General features: G+C 41.3%; 27 protein-coding genes and 1 other RNA gene. 21 read left to right on the forward strand and 7 right to left on the reverse strand.

All coding sequences use genetic code 11. The annotated features are described in order from the left end of the window. Position 1: 1 nt before the first annotated feature. Entirely contained in the window at positions 2-919 is a 918-nt protein-coding gene (gene folE2, locus P3L44_RS16705) for a GTP cyclohydrolase FolE2 (RefSeq protein WP_140171519.1), read from the forward strand. After that, on the forward strand, positions 909-1,469 hold the full coding sequence (locus P3L44_RS16710; protein ID WP_140171518.1) for a carbonate dehydratase: 561 nt from the start codon (positions 909-911) through the stop codon (positions 1,467-1,469). Before folE2 ends, P3L44_RS16710 begins: the two co-directional genes overlap by 11 nt. A gap of 75 nt (positions 1,470-1,544) precedes the next feature. Here the strand turns inward: P3L44_RS16710 and sstT are convergent, their stop codons facing one another. Then, positions 1,545-2,798 (reverse strand): serine/threonine transporter SstT, encoded by a 1,254-nt coding sequence (sstT, locus tag P3L44_RS16715; RefSeq protein ID WP_140171517.1) that lies wholly within the window; start codon positions 2,796-2,798, stop codon positions 1,545-1,547. 263 nt (positions 2,799-3,061) lie between these two features. Further along, on the reverse strand, positions 3,062-4,021 hold the full coding sequence (locus P3L44_RS16720; RefSeq protein WP_140171516.1) for a TerC family protein: 960 nt from the start codon (positions 4,019-4,021) through the stop codon (positions 3,062-3,064). Positions 4,022-4,635: 614 nt separating this feature from the next. Between P3L44_RS16720 and P3L44_RS16725 the strand changes: the two genes are divergently transcribed. The 5 genes from P3L44_RS16725 (at position 4,636) to P3L44_RS16745 (ending at position 7,179) form a co-directional block, all read left to right on the forward strand. After that, complete coding sequence (locus P3L44_RS16725; RefSeq protein WP_004258110.1) at positions 4,636-5,304, forward strand: DedA family protein; 669 nt, start codon at positions 4,636-4,638, stop codon at positions 5,302-5,304. Between the two features lie 236 nt (positions 5,305-5,540). After that, positions 5,541-5,846 carry a YqjD family protein gene (locus P3L44_RS16730; RefSeq protein WP_004258145.1) on the forward strand — a complete coding sequence of 102 codons (306 nt, stop codon included), beginning with the start codon at positions 5,541-5,543 and terminating at the stop codon, positions 5,844-5,846. A gap of 6 nt (positions 5,847-5,852) precedes the next feature. Continuing rightward, complete coding sequence (locus P3L44_RS16735; RefSeq protein ID WP_004258148.1) at positions 5,853-6,260, forward strand: phage holin family protein; 408 nt, start codon at positions 5,853-5,855, stop codon at positions 6,258-6,260. Continuing rightward, entirely contained in the window at positions 6,247-6,546 is a 300-nt protein-coding gene (locus P3L44_RS16740) for a YqjK-like family protein (protein WP_004258151.1), read from the forward strand. The genes P3L44_RS16735 and P3L44_RS16740 overlap by 14 nt, the downstream gene beginning before the upstream one ends. A 237-nt stretch (positions 6,547-6,783) precedes the next feature. Continuing rightward, entirely contained in the window at positions 6,784-7,179 is a 396-nt protein-coding gene (locus P3L44_RS16745) for a DoxX family protein (protein ID WP_004258158.1), read from the forward strand. A gap of 312 nt (positions 7,180-7,491) precedes the next feature. Here the strand turns inward: P3L44_RS16745 and P3L44_RS16750 are convergent, their stop codons facing one another. Next, positions 7,492-8,385: a LysR family transcriptional regulator gene (locus P3L44_RS16750; protein ID WP_272661589.1), complete on the reverse strand. Its 894-nt coding sequence runs from the start codon at positions 8,383-8,385 to the stop codon at positions 7,492-7,494. Between the two features lie 123 nt (positions 8,386-8,508). Here P3L44_RS16750 and P3L44_RS16755 point away from each other — a divergent pair, with 123 nt between their 5' ends. From P3L44_RS16755 to dagF, 10 genes are all read left to right on the forward strand, one after another. Continuing rightward, positions 8,509-9,216 (forward strand): pirin family protein, encoded by a 708-nt coding sequence (locus P3L44_RS16755; protein ID WP_140171515.1) that lies wholly within the window; start codon positions 8,509-8,511, stop codon positions 9,214-9,216. A 135-nt stretch (positions 9,217-9,351) separates the two neighbouring features. Continuing rightward, positions 9,352-11,322: a BglG family transcription antiterminator gene (locus tag P3L44_RS16760; RefSeq protein ID WP_140171514.1), complete on the forward strand. Its 1,971-nt coding sequence runs from the start codon at positions 9,352-9,354 to the stop codon at positions 11,320-11,322. Positions 11,323-11,804: 482 nt separating this feature from the next. Next, positions 11,805-12,143, forward strand: coding sequence for a transcriptional antiterminator (locus tag P3L44_RS16765; protein WP_004258172.1), 339 nt, complete (start codon positions 11,805-11,807; stop codon positions 12,141-12,143). 32 nt (positions 12,144-12,175) lie between these two features. Continuing rightward, positions 12,176-12,541: an SFCGS family glycine-rich protein gene (locus tag P3L44_RS16770; RefSeq protein ID WP_112307576.1), complete on the forward strand. Its 366-nt coding sequence runs from the start codon at positions 12,176-12,178 to the stop codon at positions 12,539-12,541. After that, the gene (locus P3L44_RS16775; protein ID WP_004258180.1) at positions 12,541-12,837 is read left to right on the forward strand and encodes a DUF4312 family protein; all 297 of its coding nucleotides are present in this window, start codon (positions 12,541-12,543) and stop codon (positions 12,835-12,837) included. The genes P3L44_RS16770 and P3L44_RS16775 overlap by 1 nt, the downstream gene beginning before the upstream one ends. Before the next feature lie 26 nt (positions 12,838-12,863). Further along, the gene (locus P3L44_RS16780) at positions 12,864-13,655 is read left to right on the forward strand and encodes a DUF4311 domain-containing protein (protein WP_004258184.1); all 792 of its coding nucleotides are present in this window, start codon (positions 12,864-12,866) and stop codon (positions 13,653-13,655) included. A 2-nt stretch (positions 13,656-13,657) separates the two neighbouring features. Further along, complete coding sequence (locus tag P3L44_RS16785) at positions 13,658-14,308, forward strand: DUF4310 family protein (RefSeq protein WP_004258187.1); 651 nt, start codon at positions 13,658-13,660, stop codon at positions 14,306-14,308. Between the two features lie 410 nt (positions 14,309-14,718). Next, on the forward strand, positions 14,719-15,858 hold the full coding sequence (locus P3L44_RS16790; protein WP_272661588.1) for an amidohydrolase/deacetylase family metallohydrolase: 1,140 nt from the start codon (positions 14,719-14,721) through the stop codon (positions 15,856-15,858). Continuing rightward, the gene (locus tag P3L44_RS16795; RefSeq protein ID WP_140171513.1) at positions 15,842-16,954 is read left to right on the forward strand and encodes a DgaE family pyridoxal phosphate-dependent ammonia lyase; all 1,113 of its coding nucleotides are present in this window, start codon (positions 15,842-15,844) and stop codon (positions 16,952-16,954) included. The genes P3L44_RS16790 and P3L44_RS16795 overlap by 17 nt, the downstream gene beginning before the upstream one ends. Before the next feature lies 1 nt (position 16,955). After that, entirely contained in the window at positions 16,956-17,696 is a 741-nt protein-coding gene (gene dagF / locus P3L44_RS16800) for a 2-dehydro-3-deoxy-phosphogluconate aldolase (protein ID WP_004258199.1), read from the forward strand. Between the two features lie 138 nt (positions 17,697-17,834). On the opposite strand, the gene P3L44_RS16805 is transcribed toward dagF, so the two are convergent. The 3 genes from P3L44_RS16805 to rsmI all read right to left on the reverse strand — a co-directional run bounded on the left by P3L44_RS16805 (position 17,835) and on the right by rsmI (position 20,563). Continuing rightward, the gene (locus P3L44_RS16805) at positions 17,835-18,911 is read right to left on the reverse strand and encodes a 4Fe-4S binding protein (protein ID WP_272661587.1); all 1,077 of its coding nucleotides are present in this window, start codon (positions 18,909-18,911) and stop codon (positions 17,835-17,837) included. 311 nt (positions 18,912-19,222) lie between these two features. After that, an RNA gene (rnpB, locus tag P3L44_RS16810) (RNase P RNA component class A) lies at positions 19,223-19,596 on the reverse strand. A 94-nt stretch (positions 19,597-19,690) separates the two neighbouring features. Next, positions 19,691-20,563: a 16S rRNA (cytidine(1402)-2'-O)-methyltransferase gene (gene rsmI / locus P3L44_RS16815; protein ID WP_004258206.1), complete on the reverse strand. Its 873-nt coding sequence runs from the start codon at positions 20,561-20,563 to the stop codon at positions 19,691-19,693. Positions 20,564-20,624: 61 nt separating this feature from the next. Here rsmI and P3L44_RS16820 point away from each other — a divergent pair, with 61 nt between their 5' ends. The 4 genes from P3L44_RS16820 to dolP all read left to right on the forward strand — a co-directional run bounded on the left by P3L44_RS16820 (position 20,625) and on the right by dolP (position 24,035). Further along, positions 20,625-22,325: a penicillin-binding protein activator gene (locus P3L44_RS16820; RefSeq protein ID WP_140171511.1), complete on the forward strand. Its 1,701-nt coding sequence runs from the start codon at positions 20,625-20,627 to the stop codon at positions 22,323-22,325. A 37-nt stretch (positions 22,326-22,362) separates the two neighbouring features. Beyond that, positions 22,363-22,743: a YraN family protein gene (locus tag P3L44_RS16825; protein WP_004258211.1), complete on the forward strand. Its 381-nt coding sequence runs from the start codon at positions 22,363-22,365 to the stop codon at positions 22,741-22,743. A 116-nt stretch (positions 22,744-22,859) separates the two neighbouring features. Further along, positions 22,860-23,450, forward strand: a complete 591-nt coding sequence (diaA, locus tag P3L44_RS16830) for a DnaA initiator-associating protein DiaA (protein WP_004908326.1) — start codon at positions 22,860-22,862, stop codon at positions 23,448-23,450. A 9-nt stretch (positions 23,451-23,459) separates the two neighbouring features. Further along, positions 23,460-24,035 (forward strand): division/outer membrane stress-associated lipid-binding lipoprotein, encoded by a 576-nt coding sequence (gene dolP / locus P3L44_RS16835; protein WP_004258215.1) that lies wholly within the window; start codon positions 23,460-23,462, stop codon positions 24,033-24,035. A gap of 63 nt (positions 24,036-24,098) precedes the next feature. On the opposite strand, the gene mtgA is transcribed toward dolP, so the two are convergent. After that, positions 24,099-24,821 (reverse strand): monofunctional biosynthetic peptidoglycan transglycosylase, encoded by a 723-nt coding sequence (mtgA, locus tag P3L44_RS16840; RefSeq protein ID WP_140171510.1) that lies wholly within the window; start codon positions 24,819-24,821, stop codon positions 24,099-24,101. Positions 24,822-24,824: the final 3 nt, after the last annotated feature.

Raw genomic sequence — 24,824 nt, forward strand, 5'->3', positions numbered from 1 at the left:
TATGACAGTATCAACTGAATTACGTTGTTCATCTTTACCGGATGCGCAAAATGAAAATGATATTTATAGCAATATCAAGCTAGACTGGGTCGGTATGACAGGGATTGCTTTACCTATTGAGATAGCGGGTCGTCCAATCAACGCACTTGTTGATGTCGGTACTGATTTACAAGGACAGAAAGGAATACACATGTCCCGGCTGTATCAGACCTTAGATGGACTCACACAGCATGAACTAACCCCCAATTTGATTCAACAGGCTCTCGAGCAGATTTTAATATCCCATAGCCATGTATCATCGAAGTCATCTCTTCGACTTTATGGCGATATTTTATTATCTCGCCCTTCTTTAGTTTCTCACCAGCATGGATGGAAAGCATATCCATTTGAAATAAATGCAAATTTCAACAAATCATTTATTATCTGTTTAAAAGTTGGGGTTCCTTATTCATCGACATGTCCTAGTGCCACGGCACTCAGTACCCAAGTAATTCAACAACAATTTGCTATTGAATTTGAGGACGAGGCACAACCATTATATCCCACTCAAGTTTTCAACTGGCTAGCTAAAAATGGGTTACCCGCTACACCACATAGCCAACGCAGCTGGGCATGGGTAACCATAGCGTTGAAAGCTAGTCATAAAATATTTCCCATCATTGAATTAATTAATCAAATTGAAAACGTGCTTTCAACACCTGTACAAACTGTTGTTAAACGTAATGATGAACAAGCTTTCGCTATCGCAAATGCCCAAAACCTGATGTTTTGTGAAGATGCAGCGAGAAAACTTGTCATGGCTTTTCGTCATCAATGTCACTATGACGAAGTGAACATTAATATAGAGCATCAAGAAAGTTTACATGCACATAATGCAGTTGTTCACACTCACTGGAAACGGAGTACTCATGCTGCGTAAAAATCCATCAGGACACTCCCCTGTTATTTCAGAAAAAGCCTATATCGACCCTACTGCAATTATTTGTGGCAAAGTCATTGTTGAAGATTACGTGTATATCGGCCCATATGCAGTCATCCGAGCTGATGAACTCAATGAAGAGGGGGATATGTCACCGATAGTAATAGGCCCACATTCAAATATTCAAGATGGTGTTGTTATCCATTCTAAAAGTGGGGCTGGAGTACAAATTGGCTCACATACTTCAATAGCACATCGTGCCATTGTCCATGGCCCTTGTAATATTGCTACACGAGTATTTATTGGTTTTAATAGCGTTCTATTTAATTGCAAAATTGGGGAAAACTGTGTTGTTCGCTATAACGCTGTTGTTGATGGTTTAACACTACCCCCTGCTTTATATATTCCATCCTGCGTACATGTAAATGCCCACAGTGATTTATCTCAGTTTAAACAAGTTGACCGCGCCTCTTTGCAATTTTCAGAAGAAGTTGCCGCAACTAATGTGCAGTTAGTCGAAGGTTATAGCCGCTTACGTAATGAGTTTTAACTCAATAACCCACTAAAATCAGGGCAGAGTTCACTTTCGCTGTCTCTGCCCTTTCAAAATATATTTAATTAACAATTAATCACGATGAGATAGCCGCGATTCAGCGTTAGCCAGTTTCTCATCTTCCGCTAAGCACACCGCTGCAGTAAATAACACGTCAGTTGAAGAGTTAAGCGCCGTTTCTGCTGAATCCTGTAATACGCCAATCATCACACCAACCGCGACCACTTGCATCGCAATTTCATTTGAAATACCGAACATGTTACAAGCTAATGGGATCAGTAATAGTGAACCGCCGGCAACGCCTGATGCGCCACATGCACACACCGCAGCAACCACACTTAATAACAGTGCCGTTGGGATATCCACTGGTACACCTAAAGTGTGCACAGCGGCTAGCGTCAATACCGTAATTGTTACCGCAGCGCCTGCCATATTGATGGTTGCACCTAATGGAATAGAAACAGAGTAGGTATCTTCGTGTAAATTCATACGACGACACATCCCCATATTTACAGGGATATTCGCTGCTGAACTACGTGTAAAGAATGCAGTTACCCCGCTTTCACGTAAGCAAGCTAAAACTAATGGATATGGGTTGCGTTTCATTTTCCAATAAACAATCAGTGGGTTAACAATAAAAGCAACGACCAACATACAGCCAATTAAAACAGCGAGAACGTGGATATAACCTTTTAAGGTTGAAAAACCTGTCGTTGCGATCGTAGAAGCAACTAAGCCAAAAATCCCTAAAGGCGCTAAACGGATCACAACACGTACCAGTTGTGTTACTGCATTAGAAAAATCATGAACTAAATTTTTTGTGGTTTCATTTGCATGGCGCAATGCAATACCCAACCCAATCGCCCACGCTAAAATACCAATATAATTGCCCTTAATCAGTGCATCGATAGGGTTCGAAAATATATTGATTAGCAAACCTTTTAACACTTCAGCAATATTTCCCGGTGGATTTAGCTGTGTATCACCGACCACTAACACTAAATTTGATGGAAATAGAAAAGAACCAATAACGGCGACAACCGCGGCAAAAAATGTTCCCAAAATATACAAGACCAGTATAGGTTTGATATTGGTTTTTTGCCCTTGACGGTGGTTAGCAATAGATGACATCACTAACACCCATACTAATACAGGCGCAACAGCCTTTAATGCACTAACGAATAAATCCCCTAACAACCCGACATTTTTTGCAGCAGATGGCCATAACCATGCAAGCAAAATACCTGCTATCAAGCCAACCAGTATCTGCTTGACTAGACTACCTTGGCTAATAACTCGCCATAACCCTGTTTTATTTGTATCCATAATAGACCTATATTATTTATCTTTATTAGGAATTAAATGTGTTTGCACAGCAAGTATAAGGAATAATAGTCGCCTGAAAAGGCAATTATTCAAAATATACACAATGATTGACTTTGTTTAACAAACATTTTACATAACTGTGATCTCAATAGAGTTTTGTTTCTTATAGTAGAATGGTATGACTAAAATGGTTGAGTGTTTTCAGAGGGTTAAAAAAAATCCCCTGCTTCACAGCAGAGGATTTAAAAAATGAAAAAGGTAAATTAATTTTTTGCTTCATTACGTTTATTAACAATGGCATTAATAACCAGCGTTATAACTAAGATTGACGCAATCACACCCAACGAAATCGGTGTTGGGATATGGAAAATATCAATCAATAGCATTTTTATACCGATAAAGCTTAAAATTACCGCTAAACCGTATTTTAGCATTGAGAATTTTTCAGCAACCCCTGACAACAAGAAATACATGGCACGTAGGCCTAAAATTGCAAATAAATTCGATGTTAAAACAATGAATGGGTCAGTCGTCACCGCAAAAATAGCGGGTATACTGTCCACCGCAAATATCACGTCACTAATTTCAACTAAAATCAGCACTAAAATAAGTGGGGTCGCAAATAGGACGCCATTACGTTTAATAAAGAATTTTTCACCATGTAATTCATCCGTCATACGTAAATGAGAACGAACCCATTTTACTAGCGGTTTATCCGTTATTGGCGAGTCATCTTCTTTGGCAAAAGCCATTTTCAAACCAGTAAATAGCAAGAACAAGCCAAATACATACAAAATCCAGCTAAATTGTGTGACTAACCAACTACCTGCAAAAATCATAATCGTACGAAGTACGATAGCGCCTAATACTCCATAAACCAACACACGACGCTGTAAAGTTGCAGGAATGGCAAAATAACTAAATAACATCAACCAAACGAATACGTTATCAACAGCTAATGCTTTTTCTAATAAATAACCCGTTAAGAACGCCATGGTTTGGCTATCGGCAAACTCACGCCCTACGTTCTCATTAAGATACCACCAAAAACCCGCTGCAAAGAGAAGCGAAAGCGTTACCCACACGATACTCCAAGCCGCAGCTTGTTTCATCGACATTGCTTGGCCTTTGTGTTTCCCTTGCCAGAACAAATCAATGAGTAACATAAGTAAAATAATAACGGCAAAACTACCCCATAAAATTGGGTTACCAACTGAGTGCATTTTCCTTTCCCTTAAAAAACAAAAAACGGCTGATATCCAGAAGACATCAGCCGCTTAAAATTCGTTAACCACAAGCTATTTCTTTTGGTTGTAAATTATGAGCAAACCCCGCCTTCTGGCAAGGTCTCACTTACAACACAAATAACCTAAAAATAGGGAACTGTGGTGCTCGGCTACCGGGTGTAGTGTGTACACCGTAATGACGATAAACCGACAAGAAGAAGTTACTCCCCTTTGCTATGGCGATAAGATACGGTAAATAGTCTTAAAATGCAATAATTAGCCTTTATTGTTTTATCGTTATTTTTTTACATTAAAAGATAAATTAACAAGTATATTTCGCATACTCTCGGTAAAAAGCGGGTTAAACGCCATTTTTAAGCACTTTACATCGTTCCATGCCGCGCAATAAATCGTAAAAATTGGCCAAAACTTAAATGAATTCTAAAAATAAGCTTAAAATTTACTGTTTAGTTATTTTCTGTTTTGTTAAAGTGAGCGTGCTTTACACTAACAGCCTGAGGAAACACTACTTTCACTTTGGCATTCACTTAATCCATTTCTCCCTGCCCAACAACAAGTTTGTTGCTGTTATTGCCGTTTAGGAAACATTAATGGAATTAGTTAAAGAACTTTTTTTCGCCCTTTGGCACCAAGATTATGTCACCCTATCTAACCCATCGTTAGTGTGGTCGATTTACTTCATGCTGTTCGCTATCTTGTTTCTTGAAAACGGGGTGTTGCCTGCAGCGTTTTTACCTGGCGATAGCTTATTGATTTTAGTTGGTGTTCTCATCGCTAAAGGCACATTAAGTTATCCGCTCACTATTGTAATTTTAACCGCTGGCGCCAGTTTAGGCTGTTGGGTTGGTTATATACAAGGGCGATGGCTGGGGAACACACGAATAGTTAAAGGCTGGCTTGAGCACTTACCTGAACACTACCACCAACGCGCTTATGGCTTGTTCCACCGTCATGGCCTCGCAGCCTTGTTAATTGGTCGTTTTTTAGCTTTTGTCAGAACACTACTTCCAACAATAGCAGGGCTAGCTGGCTTGCAAAACGGTCGTTTCCAAGTATTCAATTGGTTAAGTGGCCTACTGTGGGTGTTAATTTTGACTGCAATTGGTTATGGCTTTGGTAAAAGCCCGATTTTCCTGCAATATGAACATCATATTATGAACATTTTGATGTTGATCCCTGTAGGGCTACTGATCCTTGGCTTAATTGGTAGCATTGCTGTTGTCGTTAAGAAAAAATTCTCAAATAAAAAAGCGAATTAATTCTCCATGCGGGAACTCTCAGTTCTCGCATTTTCATTTTTACTTAATTTTACGTCTTAGTATCACCACTCCTCGCAATTAAATTAACTAACTGATATTTATAGAATTTTCATAAACACTGTTTTTTACATTTTTTCTTAACCCCTAATTTTTTATTGAATAACTCATTGCACTTAATGCAAAAACCGTTATTGTTAATACAGTGAAGTTTCTTTTCTATTGATAGGAGGTTCTATATGTCATCAAATCATTCATCAGAAGACCTACGCGCAGAACTAAAAGCGTTAGCAGATTCTCTTGAAGCCGTATTGAATGATACAGGCGAGAAGTCGAAAGAAGAGATTGAAAGCTTGAAATCCAAAGCGAAAGATGTACTTTACTCATCTCGCGCTAAACTCGGTCAAACCACCGAAAGGATCACTGAGCAAACTAAAGAAATTGCGGGCCGTGCAGACAACTATGTCAAAGAAAACCCATGGACTGGTATCGGTATCGGTGCTGCTGTTGGTGTGGTTCTTGGCGTACTTCTCGCGAAACGTTAATTGCTTATGGAACAAAATCAACAACGTCAGGGCCCCGGTAAAGGGGTCCTTGAAATACTGCAACGCATTGCCAGTATTACCGTTAATATTGTTGAAACTCGCCTTCAACTCATTGCCGTTGAGCTCGAAGAAGAGAAAGTTAATTTTATCCAGTTGTTATTGTTAGTTGGACTAGCGCTTCTTTTTACTGCTTTTGGCCTAATGTGTTTAATTGGTCTTATTTTTTGGTCTGTTGATCCTGTTTATCGTTATCAAGCACTTGCTATAACAACAGGGTGCTTAGTCCTACTCGCCATTACCTTTGCTATTTGGGCTCTTAAAAAAGCAAAGCAGTCTACCTTATTGAGCTCCACACGGGAGCAATTAAGCCAAGACGCGAATGCATTAGCAGGTAAAGATAATGACCAGAAATAAACGCCAATTACTTGCCGCAAAAAAACAACGGTTACTCAACAGAATTGAGCAGCAACGGAGCGACCTTGCTGCAAGTTCTGAAGATTGGCTACGTGTGACCGCTCCTTATGACCGTACGTGGAAAACCTTCGTTACCTTCCGTCCTTTATTTATTGCAGCTACAGGCCTGCTTTCGATTTATTCACTGAAAAAACCCAAACGCATACTTCAATTAGGGAAAAAAGCCTTCACAATGTGGGGTATAGCAAGGACAATTCAAAGTACGATCAATGCAGGAAAGAAGTAATTCCAATCAAAATCAATATGCTAAATTAAGTCTCTTCACTTTAGCTAGCTCCCCTTCATCACCGTTCAATTTTTTTGACTATCTTTGTTAATAAGCTTTGCTTTTTATTGAATAACCAAATGACTATTATAAGCCCATCAAATGTTTTCTTGCCTATTTGTGCTGAAAACAACATTACAAAGCGACACATATCGCAAGTACTTTATATTTAATGGCTTATTAGTCTGGAGAATCTTAATGAAAAATTTAGAAAATGGTGCGGTATTGTTAGCTCGTATTATGATGCCAATTCTGTTCATTGTTGCTGGGTATGGAAAACTGGGAGATGCATACGCAGGAACACAACAATACATGCAAGCAATGGGTGTTCCAGGCTTTTTATTACCTTTAACCATTTTATTAGAACTTGGTGGCGGTTTAGCCATTCTATTTGGTTTCTTAACACGAACTGTAGCCCTATTTACTGCAGGCTTTACCGTATTAACGGCGCTACTGTTCCATATCGACTTTAGCGTTGCACCAAATAGTTTAATGTTTATGAAGAACTTTACTATCGCAGGCGGTTTCTTACTATTAGCAGTAACCGGCCCAGGGAAATTTAGTATTGACCATTTATTAAATAAAAAATGGTAATTCCGATTTCATTATCACCCTTATTGACTTTATTTGTTTGTCCAACTTATACCTCCCTCGGGAGGTATTTTTTTATTCAATGTAGTTGTTTTGAAGCCGATAAAAACCAAATCATAGTCATCGATAAGTGAAAATTAAACCAAGCTGTTTTATTTATTCTTTCGAATCGCTACCAGCAAACCCTGCTCGTAAACTCTAAATAGTTTGAGTTGTAGGTAGGCGGCAAATTGAGTCATCCCGTGAGCATACATAAGTATGTGACTCGGGTGACTCAATGAAGCCAACACCCCTACGGCTCAAAATATAACGAGTTTACACTCTAAATAATTTTGGGATCTCTCGGAGACACCACGACTTAGCCTCCCCCATACTATCCCGCCGCCACGCCATAATAATATTCGTCTCATGGCTAAACTCTGCGCCAACCACCTTTAAACGCCCTTCGCGAATATCTTGTTCAACCATTGGGTATGGCATCGTCGCAACACCAAGGCCGGCCAACAAGGCTCTGTGTTTATCCTCAATCGTTGACACCGTCAATCGTTGTTGTTTATCCAACAACTGCACCGTGATCACAGGCCGCTCACGAGCGGTATCAGCCACTGCAATTCCACGGTATTTCACTCGAGTCGCATCAGATAACGGCTCAGGTTCTTGGTGAATGGGATGATCCGGGCTCGCTACATAAATATGATTAACGGTATATAACGATTTAGAGTTAATTTCTGAAGAGGATCGAAAATGCATATCAGGAGCAATGACTATATCCGCTTTACCGCTTTCAAGACGTTCCCATGCTCCCGCCAATACTTCAGTAATTAACGATAACTGTGTGTCTGATTTTTCCGCCAATCGTTCCACCAGCGGAAAAAGTGAATGAACAGGAACTAAAGCCTCACACACGATGGTTAAATGCGTTTCCCATCCTTTTGCAAGCGCTTCCGCATCAGATGTTAGCTTATCAGCGGCTTCAAGTAGGATCCTTCCTCTATCAAGTAGCATCCTACCGACATTGGTAAACTTAGTTCTATGCCCTGAACGGTCAAATAAAATGACATCGAGCTCTTCTTCTAATTTTTGCATGGTATAACTCAGCGCAGATGGGACTCGCCCCAACTCTTCAGCGGCTGCAGCAAAACTACCACGGCGGTCGATTGCATCCATAACCCTTAATGACTCAAGCGTTAATGCTCTCTCTTTACTCATGAAGTTTCTCTTTCAGGAAATTTGAACAAGGGAAACAGATTAACTGGCTAACAATTCAACGTCCAGCTATTTATTATAACAATAGATTATTAACTTATTTATTTTCGATGGGGGTTAACCATTATGATGACACTGAGACCCGCTAACCATTGCGGAAAAGCTGATTATGGTTGGCTGCAAGCGCGTTATTCCTTTTCATTTGGCCATTATTTTGACCCAGATTTTATGGGTTTTAAAACACTCAGAGTGCTGAATCAAGAGGTTATTGCGCCACAAAATGCGCTACAGCCAAGAACCTACCCTCATGTTGATATTTTAAATATCATCCTAAAAGGGCACGCAGAATATCGAGACAGTTTAGGTAATACCATCCAAGCGGATGAAGGTGAATGTGTGCGTTTCTCACCACGCCCAGATCTTAGCTACAGCGAACAAAATGTGTGCCCCAAAACGCCACTAACGCGTTTACAGCTCTGGTTAAATGCTTGCCCACAGCAAGAATCTTTACCCTTGCAAAAAATAGCCATTAGTGAAAATGAGAGTAAGCTTATCGCCTCTCCTGATGGGGAAGATCAAAGCATTCAATTACGTCAACAAATTTGGATCACTCAAATTCATTTGGCAGCGAATGAGTCAACCGCTATCACACTAAAAGGAAAAAACTCATTCCTTCAGTCTATACATGGTGGAGCAACATTACGAACACCAAAAGGCGAACAACTCGGGATGAATTGCAATGATGGGGCTTTTATCCAAGACGACAATCAAGTCATCATTAGTGCAAATAAACCGTTTAGAGGGCTATTAATCGATCTTGGAGAGCAAAGCTAGCCCTTTTCCTGCTATAGCAGAGTGAATTTTGCGAACGGATTCGCAAATTTAATGATTTACATATCCTACATATTGACACGCTTGTGTTAGAGTCCTGCCATTAGCGAGCAAAAAACACGTAATTTTCTTGCTCAAATGCTTTTTCGTTTTGATTTTAAAGGTGTTTCCGTGGCTCTATTCACTCAACAGCGACATAATCAAATTTTTGCTCAAATTCTCAATGAGGTTGTTCCTCAAGATGAATTAGCAAAAAACTTTTCCGTTTCTACTCGAACTATTCGTTCTGATATCAATGAAATCAATGAATTGATACAGCCATATAGTGCACATATTGTGTATGAACGAGGTCGTGGTTACCGGTTGAACATTGAAGACGAAGCCCTATTTGCGACCTTTACTCAACAAAATGATGAAGACGATCAGATTCCTCGAACGAGCAAAGAGCGCATTGATGCACTGCTATTAAAGCTCTTAATGCTATCACTTCCCGTAAAGCTTGATGATATCGCTGAGGAATGGTTTATCAGCCGAGGCACTTTACAACAAGATATGGGGGCGGTGAGAGAACAGCTGCAAAAATACCAAATTGCATTAGAAAGTATTCCTCACCAAGGTATTCGTTTGAATGGTAGCGAGTGGGCAGTTCGAGCTTGTATGACTGAAACTTTATGGCGTCGTTATTGCGCACAGATATCGCCTGATTTAACCACTTTCCGCCCCGATTGTCTGGATAATTTAGACCTGTCATATATCGATAAAGTATTACATAACAGTTTGAATCGTTTTGATATTCGGATTAGCAATGAAGGCCATTTATACCTAGTTTTTAATTGTGCGGTGACTATTTTGCGTATCACTCGCGGCCATGAGCTCACCACTGCGGTCAAAAACGATGACAGTGAAGAAGTGATCCGCAAAGCCTGTGATGAAATATCCAAAGGTTTAATCTACTTTCTTGGCAATGACCTTTCAGGGGCAGAACTTAGCTATTTACATGACCAAATTGTTGCCCAACGCATTAGTAACCAAGACTCTAGCACGCAAAAAAGTGGTACTCATAATGAGCTGTGTGAATATATTTTAAATTATATTAATGAGTTATATAATTATGACTTACGGAGCGATGAAAAACTCAAAAAAGATCTCAATACTCATCTTGCATCGCTGATCACCCGTTTGCAGTATCATATTTCCACACCAAACCCGCTATTATCTGATATCAAACAATATTACCCGTTCGCCTATGATGTCACACTGAGCGCGTTAACCAGTGCAAGTAAGCAACTACTCCCCCACCCAATCAGTGAAGATGAACTAGGTTACCTTGCGGTTCATATTGGAGTCAGCCTCGAACGTAACTATGGCGCTGGCTCCATTCGCCAAACAGAAGTACTGGTAGTTACTGATGCAGGGAACTCCACGTTTCGCGTGGTTGAATCTAAAATCATGCGTGAATTTCCACAGCTCAAATTTAGCCGAGGGTTAACGTTACAAGAGTATGAATCCTTGGATGAAGTCTCTGAAGATTTCGTGATTACCACTGTACGAATTTCAGAGAAAAATAAGCCTGTTATTAAAATTGCGCCGTTCCCAACACCCTATCAGCTAGAGCTAGTTGGCCGCCTCGCCATGGTTGATCAAACTCGCCCTTATATTATCGAGCGCTTTTTTGATGAACGGTTCTTCATGGTAATTAATGAAAAAATTAGCCAAGAAGAGCTCTTTCAAATGGTTTGCAATAAATTGCAGCAAGAAGGCTACGTCACACCTGATTTCTACCCTTCACTACAAGAGCGTGAATCAATTGTTTCCACCTTGCTCGGGGAAGGTATCGCATTGCCTCACTCTTTAGGGTTACTAGCCAATAAAACAGTGGTTGCAACCGTTGTCGCCCCGAAAGGCATTGAGTGGAATAAAGAAACCAAAGAAAATGCTTATGTCATTTTCTTATTAGCTATCAGTAAAACAGACTATGAAGAAGCAATGGCTATTTATGACCTTTTCGTTACCTTTGTAAAAGAAAAGACAACACGTCGCTTAGTGAGTGTCAAAAATTTCAATGAGTTCCAAGTAATAGCTAAAGATAGCTTAGCGCGTATCCTCTAACTTGGTAGCAATTTCCACTTTGTAGTGGAAAAGTGGAAGTTGCTGACTTTTACGTGATCCTAACCACAACTCTTATAAATACTTTCCTATCCTAAACTGTCTATTTTACGGCCAAAGTGACTAAATGGAAGCGAGTACAACCCACGCAACATCATTTCCATTTATAGCTTCCACTTCCCTTTCCAGTTCCTTTTTTTGTTTCCATTTTTTAATTAAAAAAATAGTCAATTGATAAATAACACATTTTATCCAAAGTATTGTTATTCACATCTTATTTAGATAGTTGACTGATGTCAATTTTTCCACTTAATTTCCAAATAGAGCAAAAAATACACCAAAAATACATTTATTAATTTCCAAACAATTTCCACTTATAAGTGGAAATTTCCTGCCTGCAAAAATGAACAAGAACAGACTAAGGTATTAAGCATGAAGGAACAGAGTAGTCTAACTTGCAATATTACTTTGGATTTTAAATAGTTATGAGTGAATCAGTTGTCGTTTTTAAAATGTTAGAACATAACCTTGATATTGATGAGGTGACACAAAAACTGCTAGCAGTGATTACTGACTGGCTCAAGCAGGAGGACTGCTACACCACAGATGTACAACAACAGATGTTGGAGTCTCATTTACGTGCCATGGTCGGTAGAGCAAAAACGGGTGAAGCCTTACCAGAAGTCGATATCAGCTTATTCGATGAAATTTCTGAACATTCGATAGTGCTCGCACAGCGGGTTGTTGACACACTTCCTGGATTAGCACCTGAAGAGACTTATTTACTCTCTGTTCACTTTGAAGTCGCTCGTTCAAATGATTAATTACTAATTTGGTAGGATTTGGAGAATATTTTATGAAACAGATAGTTGTTGTTATCGGTGACCGTTTAGGTAAAGGCCAAAAAGTAGCTACCGGTGTTGAAGCTGCGGGTGGTAAAGCGGTTGTTGTTCCGGGGGTCGCTGCTGATATGAAACTCGGTGATGTCATGAACGCAGAACAAGCCGATTTAGGCATCTCATTTTGTGGTAGTGGTGGCGCTGGCGCAATTACCGCTCAAACTAAATATGGCTATAAAGCTCGCTATGGGATGCGCTCTATTGAAGAGGGAGAAACCGCGATTGCAGACGGTTGCAATGTATTAGGTTTCGGTTTTATGGACAAGGAAGAGTTAGGCGAGCGCTTGGTAAAAGCATTCAATAAAAAATACGGCAACGCTTAATGAAAAAATCTATCGAAACGGTTGTACGGGTTACAGGGCAAGGCGACACTAAGCAAAAAGCAATAGCTGACGCCTTAAATTCAATTCAAAAAACCGTACTGAAGAACAGCACAGATATCATCCTACGGATAGAACCAAAGGATGTTGAAGTGATTAGTGCTCACTCTCATTCGCGGACAGAAAAATTTCTTTTTCTCTTTTTGCCACGCAAACGTGAACATTTTCGTGTTGTACTCGACGTTTCGCTGGATGTCACTTTACTTTCTGTCAACGAAATACCATTTACAGAACAATAATAGCAATCAGGTCTGGAGTTAATTCCATGAGTGAAACTGCATCTTTTTTAGAAATATTGGGCATGTCCCTGATCATCGGTGGGCTCTGCGGCTTTGGCTTAGGCGCAGGGGCTGCGCGTATGTTCCACGCACCAACCGTACAAGGTATGGGGGCATTCCGTACATTGGGTGAGCTGAACGCTTGTGAAGGCGACCCAGCGTCTCATTTTTCTTTCGGCTTAGGGTTCTTCTTTAACGCATGGGCATCGTCAGTTGCTGCTGGGGCATTTACACAAGATGTTGACCACCGCATCATCCCAAACTGGGGCGCGGCTGCACTATTAACCAAAAACCGTAGTGTCGCTGACACACTGCATAACCCGAAAAAAATGGCTATCGCTTGTGCCATCATTGGGGCATTAGTTGTCGCCTTCTTAAACACAACCGCTTCCGCAGTTCCTGCTGCACTACAAACGACAGCCATTAACGTACTAGTGCCTGCCGCAAACTTGTTAGTTAATACCGTGATGCCAGTCATCTTCTGGTTAGCCGCCATGGATGCAGGGCGTCGTTCAGGTTTCTGGGCAACATTATTTGGTGGTTGTGCTCAGCTAATCATGGGGAATGCTATCCCTGGTTTAGTTTTAGGTATCTTGATTGGTAAAGGCGTTGATGACAACGGCTGGAACCGTATCACTCGTACAATGATGATAACAGTGGTTCTCCTGTTCGTTCTCAGCGGCTTCTTCCGTGAATTCGACCTAAAGATGATCACCTCTTTCAACCTAGATAAACCATTGTGGCTTGAATACGTCCACGGTCTGCTGAGCGGGAAATAATCATGACAACAGAAATTAACAAACAAGATTTTTGGTACGCAGAATGGTCCTTCCCGATTTTTGTTGGGTTGCTTTCCGCAGGGATCTTCGCAGGTACCCACATGTATGTCGTCTACGGTTTTGGGGCATTTAACGAAGTGGCTTTCGTCGCCATGTTACGTGCAGGGTTAGATACCGGGGTTTATGGCGCAGTCGCAGCATTTGGTGCAAGTTTCTTATTTGCTAGGATCATCGAAGGTTCATTGGTCGGTATTTTAGATATCGGTGGTGCACTGCAAACCGGTATTGGCCTCGGTGTTCCCGCCTTATTTTTAGCCGCTGGTTGGGATTTTTTAGTCACTAACTTCTGGATGTCGTTACTAACTGGCTTATTCCTTGGCGTATTAATCGGCTTACTGATTGTATTTGCACGTAAGTTCACGATTGCTCAGGCTAACTCAACCTTTGGTGCTGACGTCATGATGGGTGCGGGTAATACCTCTGGCCGTTTCTTAGGTCCATTAATTATTTTAGCTGCGATGGCCGCATCCATTCCAATCGGAATTGGCTCTTTAATTGGCGCATTGATTTTCTATGTATGGCAAAAACCCGTTGCCGGTGGCGCCATTTTAGGTGCTATGTTGTTCGGTTATTTCTTCCCAATCGTCGCTTAACCAGCTCTCTCCCGGGGCATATGCTCCGGGTTACTGAATAGCATAAATTAAAAACAGACTCGAAATAGTTCAAAGAGTAGCGGAAGTGCTGCCAACAACGCTGCGGTTGACATCATTTAGAATGCGCACTTAGGCATACTCTAAATAATTCAAATTGCAGATAGGCGGCAAACGACGATATCCCTAGGAGCATACAAAAGTATGTGACTAGGGTAGCGGAAGTGCTGCCAACAACGCTGCGGTTGACATCATTTAGAATACGCACTTAGGCATACTCTAAATAATTCAAATTGCAGCTAGGCGGCAAACGACGATATCCCTAGGAGCATACAAAAGTATGTGACTAGGGTAGCGGAAGTGCTGCCAACAACGCTGCAGTTTGAAGTATGACGAGTATCGAGAGGACAACTATGTACACTTTAATCATCAAACAAGGTAAGCGTATCGATGGCTCGATTATCGACATTCTTATTAAAGATGGAAAAATCGAAGCGGCAGGCCCTGAATTAGCGAATAATCAGCAAGCCGAAAAAGTCATTGACCTACAAGGAAAAACTTATGTCAGTGCTGGGTGGATTGACTCTCATGCTCATTGCTTTGTTGAGTCACCTATTTACTTCGATGACCCTGATTTAGCAGGAGCCGCTGGCGGAGTTACCTCACTGGTTGATGCCGGTAGTGTCGGTGCTGATGATATTGATAAATTTTATCAGCTCACCCAGAAAGCAAAAACGAATGTCTTTTCTCTGTTAAATATTTCACGTATTGGCATCATTGCGCAAAATGAATTGTCGGATATGAACAACATCAATGAAGCCTGCTTTCAAGACGCTATCGAACGCCACTCCGGCTTTGTTGTTGGTATGAAAGCCCGTATGAGTAAAAGTGTGGTTGGTGAAAATGGCATTACCCCACTGATTAAAGCTAAAGAAATGCAGAAAAAACACCATCTTCCACTCATGGTGCATATTGGCAACAACCCGCCGGATATTGATGAAGTCGCTGATTTACTGACGCGCGGCGATATCATCACTCACTGCTTTAATGGCAAACCCAATAAGATTTTAGGCGAAGATGGCTACCTAAAACCATCAATTGCTCGCGCACTCGCACGGGGTGTCATATTAGATGTTGGTCATGGCGGTGAAAGCTTTAGCTTTAAAGTTGCAGAGCAAGCGATGCGCATTGGCACTTACCCTGACATCATCAGTTCCGATATTTACCACCGCAACCGCGTTAATGGCCCTGTTTATAGCCTCGCTTTTGTGATGACCAAATTTCTGTGTATGGGCTTTAGTGCGGAACAAGTGCTTCGCTGCGTTACCGAAAAAGCCGCCAACTTCTTATCGTTACCCGCAAAAGGCTATTTAAGGCCGGGCTTTGACGCCGACATAACCCTTTTTGACCTTAAAGAAGAGCAAACAGAGCTCACGGATGCAGAAGGCGAACACCGTATAGGAACTCACCGCTTCGTACCATTGGCTGCTATCGTCGGTGGAAAACACATTATTCATGCACAAGGTGAATCAGAACATGCAATCGATTTATGATAAATATCAGTTAAAACACGTTATTAATGCCTCTGGCCGCATGACAATTCTGGGTGTTTCAACGCCAACTCCAGAAGTTGTTGAACGTGTTGCTTATGGATTAAATAATTATTTTGAAATTAAAGACTTAGTTAATAAAACTGGCGAATATATTGCTAATCTATTAGATGTTGAAGCCGCAGTTGTTGTTTCCTGCGCATCTGCCGGTATCGCACAAGCTGTTGCAGCGGTGATTGTACAAGATGATGATGATTTACTGCTCAATTTGCATTCATCCAACAAAGTTGTTCCACGTGAAATTATTTTACCTAAAGGCCATAACGTTAATTTTGGTGCCCCTGTGGACACAATGGTAAGCTTAGGTGGCGGTAAAGTAGTCGAAGCGGGTTTTGCTAATGAGTGCAGTGCCGCCCAGTTAGCAGCAAAAATCACCCCCAATACAGCCGCTATTTTGTACATCAAATCACACCATACCGTGCAAAAAAGCATGCTAACCGTGGAACAAGCCGCCAAAGTGGCTCATGACCACCAGCTACCACTGATCGTTGATGCCGCAGCAGAAGAAGAACTTACCGCTTACTACCAAGCCGGTGGCGATATTGTGATTTACAGCGGAGCAAAAGCAATCGAAGGCCCAACAAGCGGTCTGGTTATCGGTAAAAAACAATATATTGAGTGGGTAAAACGCCAAAGCCAAGGTATTGGCCGTGCGATGAAAGTAGGTAAAGAAGGTATTTTGGGGCTCACACTCGCTATCGAACAGTACCTGACTGCGACCAAAGAAACAGGCGCAGAAATGGTTAATCGAATGAGTCAATTCATCAGTGATTTAAATGCCATTAAAGGTATCTCTGCTCGAATCGTCTGGGATGGTGCAGGACGTGATATTGCCCGTACCGAGATTAGCTTTGATGAAAAAATGATAGGCAAAACCACTTACCAAATCATGGCTGAGCTAAAGCAGGGCGATACCGCGATTTACTTCCGTGAGTACAAAGCCAACGAAGGAAAAGTAGAGGCTGACATTCGTAGTGTTAGCACTGAACAACTTGATGTTATTTCTAAGAATATTCGTTTGTTAGTAGAAGGAATTTAAGATGAAATTGTCACCGAATTTTTATCGTGACCGTGTCTGTTTAAACGTACTGGCAGGCAGCCATCAGAATGCAAAAGATATCTATGCCGCAGCAGAAACCTTTGTTGTTGTTGGTGTTTTATCTAAAAATTACCCTGACTTAGAAAGTGCAATTGCTGATATGCGCATTTATGCACAAGAAACCGATAATGCATTATCAGTTGGTCTCGGCGCTGGCGACCCAAATCAGTCAACCATGGTGTCGTTAATTGCAAAAGAAGTTCAACCACAACACGTTAACCAAGTATTCACTGGTGCACCAATTAGCCGTGCACTATTAGGCCAAAACGAAACCTTCGTGAATGCGCTTATATCACCAACAGGCACGGTAGGTATGGTGAAAATTTCTACAGGCCCACTAAGCTCTCAAGCGCCAGATGGCATTGTTCCGGTTGAAACTGCCATTATGATGCTTAAAGACATGGGTGCTGACTCAGTTAAGTTCTTTAATATGAAAGGATTAACATATATTGAAGAATATAAAGCCATTGCCAAAGCTTGCGCTGACTTTGATTTTTCTTTAGAGCCTACAGGCGGCATTGATTTAGATAACTTTGCTGAAATTTTGCAAATTGCCCTTGATGCAGGCGTGAAAAAAATCATCCCTCATATTTATAGTTCCATCATTGATAAAGAAACGGGCAACACTCGCCCAGAAGATGTACGTCAATTATTGCAGATGGTTAAGCAAGCGGTTAATTGATGTGGTAGTAAGCAGTAAGTCAGAAAATAAATATAAGCGAGTAAATAAGTATAAATAAGCAGTACAAAATCTGTCATCATGACAAAACAACAAGTTGCCCCGCTCATCATTGTATGCAGCGGGGCTTTTTATTGCACATCAATGACCTATCATTCTTGCATTTGGTATAATATGAAACCAATAATTATCAGGTACTGGGCTATCCCAAACGCCAAAATACATAGCAATACCAATAATAATAAATAAAACTGCTAAGGTTAGAATTGCCATCATCCAACCCGATAAGCGAAATTGATGTTTTTTTGTTGGCACTTGCAATGAAAAATCCAACGTTGATGCAACAGGGCAAGATTCAACGCAAGTCATACATCCCGTACATTCCACCGTTCTTACAGTAATTAACTTATCGACAGGTATCCGTGATGGGCAGTTCTTGGCACATTTTCCGCAATCAATACAACTTTCCACATTTCGCCGAATTTTAAATGGCGAAAATAGCGAAAAAATGCCTAACAAAGCGCCATAAGGGCACAAATAACGGCACCAAGCATTACGAATAAACAAGCTTGCTATCACTAAAATGACCACAGTAATAAGCGAAAACAAGCTAATATAACGAAAAAAATCCAACATTTTTACGTCAATAATGATCCCATAAGGCGACATCATAAAATATTGGATCATCTGCGCAGACATGGAAAATGCAATATAAAGAAAGAAACCTAATAACAAATATTTTAGGCCTCTTAAAGGGATATCGAGCCATTTAGGTAAGCTAATTTGGTTTTGATAACGAAAGACTTTTTTCCCTAACTTACCAGTGTACTCTGATATTGTGCCAATCGGGCACATCCATGAACAAAATGCTTTTTTGAACAGTAAGCTAATCACAATAAAAGAGACTAATAAAAACATTGAGGCCGCATGAATTGGCGGAAAACTCCCCGTTTCCAAGGTATATTTTAAATTCATTAACCCCGCAATCGGCAGCCAACCTTCAATTCCACCAGGGCGAGGAAGGTGAATTGTCGCCCCTCCAGTTTCGTAATATCGTACCCAGTAATAGAAGGTAACTCCAATATAAATATTGATCGCCAATAGCGTGAACTGTACAAATTTACGCCATGTTGATGCATTTCGCCAATCATTCCAAGGGAGTTTTCCCCCAGTTGTACCTGGGCGACGTTGGTACCTTACACGTGATTTCTTTATCATCTACGCACATCTCTTTAACATGCATTATAAATACCACTATTGTAATTACATATTCACATAGCGTATTGATTTGCATCAGAGCGTGACGATATTGATGATTTCAGAAAAACGAGGTGACAAGATTAGCTTGCGGCAATAAACAGCTCTAAATAGTTCAGCTTGTAGGTAGGCGGCAAGGGAGGATATCTCTAGGAGCATACATAAGTATGTGACTAGAGTAGCCGAGAGCAGCCAACACCCCTACAAGTTAAAATATGACGAGTAATAAAAAAGGCTATAGCAATAAAAGTGCTATAGCCTTTTTTATTTGTCTGTGGAGTTGGCCGATAAGCCGGGTTCTGTCATGGACAACCATTCATCTAGGCCAGCACTTGCGCACTGGCTCCAGCAACCTACCCGAGTTCAATGCGGGCCGCACCATATGAACCCCTATTTGGTCTTGCTCCGGGTGGAGTTTACCGTGCCACGAACTGTTGCCAGTCGCGCGGTGCGCTCTTACCGCACCCTTTCACCCTTACCTGATCCTGTAAACAGGCCATCGGCGGTTTGCTCTCTGTTGCACTAGTCGTAGGCTCGCGCCTCCCAGACGTTATCTGGCACCCTGCCCTATGGAGCCCGGACTTTCCTCCCCTCTATCCGTCTCCCGAAGGGACTACGATAAAGCAGCGGTTGTCTGGCCAACTCCGCGGCGAATTATAGGCACTTTGTTGTTGCTTGTACAGACTCTAGCGTGGGCAATTTACCACTTATATCAATCAAATCGGGTATTTGCCCAAAAATCATTCATCACTTTGATTATCAAGCATCAACTTATACAACATATTTTTCTTGAGACCATAAATTTCAGCCGTGATTGCAGCCGCTTTTTTAGGGGGTAATTCTTTTTGTAATAAATTTAATGTTCTCACCACTTCAGGGGAAACTGCGGAGTCATCCGCTGGCTTTTTATACCCTTCGACAATCAACACCATTTCGCCACGGTGACGGTTTTCATCTTCTTTTACCCAAGCGAGTAATTCCCCCACTGGGCGGCCTTCAATGGACTCCCACGTTTTCGTAATTTCACGTGCTAAAACAACATGGCGATCCGGCCCCCAGACTTCCACCATATCTGCTAAACTGTCTAACAAACGGTGGGTTGATTCATAGAAAATCAGCGTGCGAGTTTCTTGTTCGAGTGATTGTAAAACATCTTTACGCCCTTTTGTTTTAGCAGGTAAAAAACCTTCATAACAAAAACGGTCTGAGGGTAAACCCGCTGCTGATAACGCGGTAATAGCAGCACAGGCACCCGGTAAAGGTACGACACGAATACCCGCTTCGCGGCAACGATTAACTAGATGATAACCTGGATCATTAATTAAAGGTGTACCCGCATCGGAGACTAATGCGATACTATCACCTTGTTGAAGTCGACTAATTAATTGATCTGCCTTTTGCTGTTCATTATGATCATGCAGAGCAAACAACCGTGCATTTATCGCAAAATTCTGTAATAGAATGCCTGAATGCCGAGTGTCCTCTGCTGCAATAAGGTCAACATGTTTAAGAACATCCAACGCGCGTTGCGTTATATCCCCCATATTACCAATTGGGGTAGGGACAATATACAGCGTGGATGCCATAACCACAGCTTGATTAGGTTGGTTCATTGTTTCATCCGAATAGCCGGTTTAAAATTAAGCAATTGAAAAATACACCATTGGATACAGTATGCGTCCTTCAATTTTTTTGCATTTGAAAAAAGGGTTAATCTGCACAGCAATGCTGTCCACATTTGCACTGTCAGGGTGCCAAATTGTCTCGGAATACTTTCCGTCAACCCAAAAAACGCCTGAGCAAAGCACATCTGATGATGCTAGCCGTTACCAAGCAATCCTTGATGCTGCACAAGGTAAGCCTTCAATGGAGGCGATAAGGGCCTACATTAGCCAAGAACCTTTATTAAAAACAGCCGCTGAACGCCAAGCTAATATTGATGGGTTATGGCAGATGTTAACACAGTTAACGCCAGAACAAATTCATGGAATTGGGGCAGATGAAAATATTCTCCAAGGCTGGGTCGATCTTTTAGATATTTATCAAAACAACCGAGACGACACAGATGCTTTACTTGCAGGCTATAACGATTGGAAAATGCGTTACTCGAATAACCCTGGAGTGATGACAACGCCGACTCTTTTGCAACAAGCCATGATACCTCAAGTGGGCAAAAACCCTAAGATTGCATTGTTTTTGCCCATGAGTGGGCAAGGACAAGTATTCGGTCAAGCGATTATGCAAGGCTTTATGGATGCACAAAAAGGCCTGCCTCAAGGGCCCGCTACTCAAACAGCCATAACACCGCCACCAAGTAGTGGAAATGATGTGCTTGACCAAATTTATGAACAAGTTGCAGCAACAACAGGTAATGCTCCCACTTCTAGCGATAGCGACGTGGTGACATCAACTTTGCGTATTGATGCCGCCCCTGTGAATACCCAAAGCGTCAAAGTGTTTGATACCACAAACAAGCAAATGCCTGAGCTTATTGAACAAGCGAAAAATGAAGGTTTCAATCTTATTGTTGGGCCATTATTAAAAAGTGACGTTCAAGTTATTACCCAAATGGGAGCGCCTGTTAGTGTGCTCGCCCTCAATGAGCTTGATGCGAACCAATTACAGCCTCGACCTAATCTTTGCTATTTTTCATTATCGCCAGAAGATGAGGCACAAAATGCTGCCGCTTACATGAAAGCTGAAGGTAAGCAAATGCCATTGGTACTAGTTCCCGCTAATGCTTTCGGTGATAGGATAGCCAAAGCCTTTGCACAAGGGTGGCAAGAAAAAGGCGGCGGAACCGTTTTAATGCAAACCTTTGGGTCTGTCCCTTCTTTAAAAGAGTCGATTAATCGCGGCGCAGGTATCCGTATGACAGGAACGCCTGTGAATACCGGAATACAATCGATAGACTCACAATATGTCGATTCAACTGGTGCGATTGACGGCGTTTATATTGTTGCCACTCGTGATGAGCTGACCTTAATCAAGCCAATGATTGAAATGGCAATTAGTTCTCGTTCTCGTCCTTCGCTTTATGCAAGCTCTCGCAGTAACCAAGCCGGATCTGGCGCAGACTACCGCTTTGAAATGGATGGCGTTAAATTTAGCGAAATCCCTTTACTCGCAGGTGCAAACAATAACTTACGTAAACAAGCCCAACAAAAGCTGAACAATGATTACTCTTTATTCCGCTTATATGCCATGGGTATTGACGCATGGTCTTTAGCCAACAATTACGACAAACTACAGCAATCGGGACAATTTCGTATCAATGGTGCATCAGGAACCTTGAGTACTACACCAAACTGTGTAGTGTTCCGAGAATTACCTTGGTTGCAATTTAAACAAGGCAAAGTGGTTTCCTCACAATAACATCACTGAATACTTCATTTTTTCAGACAAGGACGTCATGAAAATTATGCCAAAAGCCATACAATGGTTAACAGGCCGGTACTATGAAAATCAAGTGCTCGCATTCCTGAAACAGCAGGGATTAACATTTGTTGAACGTAATGCAAGGAACCGAGGCGGAGAAATCGACCTCATCATGCGAGATAATACAGGTTGGGTATTTGTTGAAGTTCGGTTTCGCAAGAATTGTGATTACGGAGATGCACTTTTATCAGTAAACTGGCACAAACGTCGAAAACTATTAGCTGCTGCCAAATATTGGCTCTCACAAAGGCAAGAAAGTTTTGAAACCAGTGCATGCCGTTTTGATATCTGCGCCATCACGGGAAACCAATTTGACTGGATACAAAATGCATTCAACGAAAATGATATTTATTAACAAATGATATAATCAGTTTTATACGCTGATCATGCAGTCAACAAAGCTATAATTCAAATATAATGGCAATATACAAAAATAATTTGAATTATATCGAGGCGACAAAGGAAAAACTCGTGCTAGACCGAATAAAAGTTTGCTTCACTGAAAGTATACAAACTCAAATAGCAGCTGCTGAAGCGCTGCCTGATGCCATTTCAAGAGCCGCGATGATGATGGTTCAATCTCTACTCAATGGCAACAAAATTTTATGTTGTGGTAATGGTGCTTCTGCCGCTACTGCACAACGTTTTGCTGCGAGTATGATCCATCGCTTTGAAACCGAACGCCCTAGCTTACCCGCTTTAGCACTTAATACAGATAATGCAGTGTTAACTGCGATTTCGGGTAGTAAGCAGCCTTCTGAAATTTATGCGAAACAAGTTAGAGCATTAGGGCAACATGGTGATGTTTTGATGGCAATTTCAACCCATGGTAATAGTAGCGATATCATTAAGGCAGTTGAAGCCGCCGTGACTAGAGACATGACAATTGTCGCCCTAACAGGTTATGACGGAGGGGAACTCGCAGGTTTACTTGGCCCCCAAGATGTTGAAATTCGTATTCCATCCCAACGAAGTGTTCGAATTCAAGAAGTTCACCTTCTTACTGTAAATTGTCTATGTGACCTCATAGATAATACTCTTTTCCCACATCAGGACGATTAAGGAGATAAAATGCGATTAATTCCGGTTTTTGCCATAGTCATTAGTACTATTCTATTACAAGGTTGTATTGGTGCTGCTGTAGTCGGTTCCGCTGCTGTTGCAACAAAAAGCGCAACTGACCCTCGTACAGTTGGTCAACAAGTTGACGATGGCACCTTAGAAGCTCGAGTTAGTGGGCAACTGAACAAAGATAAAGAAATTACGGGCAAGGCTCGTATCATTGCAACCGCTTATAAAGGAAATGTTCTGCTAACAGGCCAAAGCCCTGATATGGCTTGGGCTGAACGAGCAAAACAAATAGCCTCTAACGTTGATGGCACCATCGCAGTTTATAATGAAGTCCGTAGTGGTGAGCCTGTTGATTTAGGTACAGCCTCAAAAGATACTTGGTTAACAACCAAAGTTAAATCTAAAATCCTCGCGAGTGATAGCGTTAAATCTGGTAGTGTGAAAGTCATTACTGAAAACGGTGAGGTTTTCTTGCTAGGTGTATTAACAAGGCAAGAAGGAGATGCAGCGGCGAAAATCGCTAGTGAAACAGATGGTGTTCGTCGAGTAACGACTGCTTTCACTTATCTTAATTAATCATAAACAATAATATATTGTTATAAAAACAAAAGCCGTGGGTTAAAAACCATGGCTTTTTTCTTATTCGTTCATCAACTGGTTTATTTTCAGATAATTCTTACCTCCCAATAAGTGCATTTGGTTCAAGATCCAAGCTTGCCTTTTGAGCACATAAGAAGATGGTTTTTTTACACTATATCTATGAGGATTAGGCAAAACCGCAGCTAATAGTGCAGCCTCGCTCATCGAAAGCTTGCTAGCAGGCTTATTAAAGAATTTATTTGCAGCCTCTTCTACCCCAAAAACCCCATCACCAAACTCTACTATATTAAGATAAACGGTCAGTATTCTTTTCTTTGACCATAAAAGCTCCATAACAGGGGTCATTACTGTCTCTAAGCCTTTTCTTAACCAACTTCTTCCATCCCATAACCACACATTTTTTACTGTCTGCTGTGAGATAGTTGAAGCCCCTCTAATTGTTTGTTTATTACTCAAATTATGTTTGTAAGCTCGCTCAATTGCATCAAGGTCGAACCCCCAATGATGAGGAAAATTTTGATCTTCCGCTGCAATTACTGCTAAATAGATATACGGAGAAATGTGATTTTCATCTACCCATTCAGAATGAGACACATAAGAAAAATTTAAGTTTATCCATGCGCTAACTTGCCGTTCAATCATCACTGCAGAAAAAGGCACTGGTATGTATTTAAATAAAATGACTGAACAAATCCACACCACAAGTAATGAAAATGTGATCTTCTTTAACCAGTGCCATAATCTAGAAACAATAGTTCGCATTCA

It is taken from the genome of Providencia sp. PROV175, assembly GCF_032707045.1.
Taxonomy (GTDB): domain Bacteria; phylum Pseudomonadota; class Gammaproteobacteria; order Enterobacterales; family Enterobacteriaceae; genus Providencia; species Providencia hangzhouensis.

Excerpts from the sequence above, each read along its gene's own strand:
- folE2 (WP_140171519.1), top strand. The coding sequence starts at position 2 with ATGACAGTATCAACTGAATTACGTTGTTCATCTTTACCGGATGCGCAA.
- P3L44_RS16710 (WP_140171518.1), top strand. The coding sequence starts at position 909 with ATGCTGCGTAAAAATCCATCAGGACACTCCCCTGTTATTTCAGAAAAA.
- sstT (WP_140171517.1), bottom strand. The coding sequence starts at position 2,798 with ATGGATACAAATAAAACAGGGTTATGGCGAGTTATTAGCCAAGGTAGT.
- P3L44_RS16720 (WP_140171516.1), bottom strand. The coding sequence starts at position 4,021 with ATGCACTCAGTTGGTAACCCAATTTTATGGGGTAGTTTTGCCGTTATT.
- P3L44_RS16725 (WP_004258110.1), top strand. The coding sequence starts at position 4,636 with ATGGAATTAGTTAAAGAACTTTTTTTCGCCCTTTGGCACCAAGATTAT.
- P3L44_RS16730 (WP_004258145.1), top strand. The coding sequence starts at position 5,541 with ATGTCATCAAATCATTCATCAGAAGACCTACGCGCAGAACTAAAAGCG.
- P3L44_RS16735 (WP_004258148.1), top strand. The coding sequence starts at position 5,853 with ATGGAACAAAATCAACAACGTCAGGGCCCCGGTAAAGGGGTCCTTGAA.
- P3L44_RS16740 (WP_004258151.1), top strand. The coding sequence starts at position 6,247 with ATGACCAGAAATAAACGCCAATTACTTGCCGCAAAAAAACAACGGTTA.
- P3L44_RS16745 (WP_004258158.1), top strand. The coding sequence starts at position 6,784 with ATGAAAAATTTAGAAAATGGTGCGGTATTGTTAGCTCGTATTATGATG.
- P3L44_RS16750 (WP_272661589.1), bottom strand. The coding sequence starts at position 8,385 with ATGAGTAAAGAGAGAGCATTAACGCTTGAGTCATTAAGGGTTATGGAT.
- P3L44_RS16755 (WP_140171515.1), top strand. The coding sequence starts at position 8,509 with ATGATGACACTGAGACCCGCTAACCATTGCGGAAAAGCTGATTATGGT.
- P3L44_RS16760 (WP_140171514.1), top strand. The coding sequence starts at position 9,352 with ATGCTTTTTCGTTTTGATTTTAAAGGTGTTTCCGTGGCTCTATTCACT.
- P3L44_RS16765 (WP_004258172.1), top strand. The coding sequence starts at position 11,805 with ATGAGTGAATCAGTTGTCGTTTTTAAAATGTTAGAACATAACCTTGAT.
- P3L44_RS16770 (WP_112307576.1), top strand. The coding sequence starts at position 12,176 with ATGAAACAGATAGTTGTTGTTATCGGTGACCGTTTAGGTAAAGGCCAA.
- P3L44_RS16775 (WP_004258180.1), top strand. The coding sequence starts at position 12,541 with ATGAAAAAATCTATCGAAACGGTTGTACGGGTTACAGGGCAAGGCGAC.
- P3L44_RS16780 (WP_004258184.1), top strand. The coding sequence starts at position 12,864 with ATGAGTGAAACTGCATCTTTTTTAGAAATATTGGGCATGTCCCTGATC.
- P3L44_RS16785 (WP_004258187.1), top strand. The coding sequence starts at position 13,658 with ATGACAACAGAAATTAACAAACAAGATTTTTGGTACGCAGAATGGTCC.
- P3L44_RS16790 (WP_272661588.1), top strand. The coding sequence starts at position 14,719 with ATGTACACTTTAATCATCAAACAAGGTAAGCGTATCGATGGCTCGATT.
- P3L44_RS16795 (WP_140171513.1), top strand. The coding sequence starts at position 15,842 with ATGCAATCGATTTATGATAAATATCAGTTAAAACACGTTATTAATGCC.
- dagF (WP_004258199.1), top strand. The coding sequence starts at position 16,956 with ATGAAATTGTCACCGAATTTTTATCGTGACCGTGTCTGTTTAAACGTA.
- P3L44_RS16805 (WP_272661587.1), bottom strand. The coding sequence starts at position 18,911 with ATGATAAAGAAATCACGTGTAAGGTACCAACGTCGCCCAGGTACAACT.
- rsmI (WP_004258206.1), bottom strand. The coding sequence starts at position 20,563 with ATGAACCAACCTAATCAAGCTGTGGTTATGGCATCCACGCTGTATATT.
- P3L44_RS16820 (WP_140171511.1), top strand. The coding sequence starts at position 20,625 with ATGCGTCCTTCAATTTTTTTGCATTTGAAAAAAGGGTTAATCTGCACA.
- P3L44_RS16825 (WP_004258211.1), top strand. The coding sequence starts at position 22,363 with ATGAAAATTATGCCAAAAGCCATACAATGGTTAACAGGCCGGTACTAT.
- dolP (WP_004258215.1), top strand. The coding sequence starts at position 23,460 with ATGCGATTAATTCCGGTTTTTGCCATAGTCATTAGTACTATTCTATTA.
- mtgA (WP_140171510.1), bottom strand. The coding sequence starts at position 24,821 with ATGCGAACTATTGTTTCTAGATTATGGCACTGGTTAAAGAAGATCACA.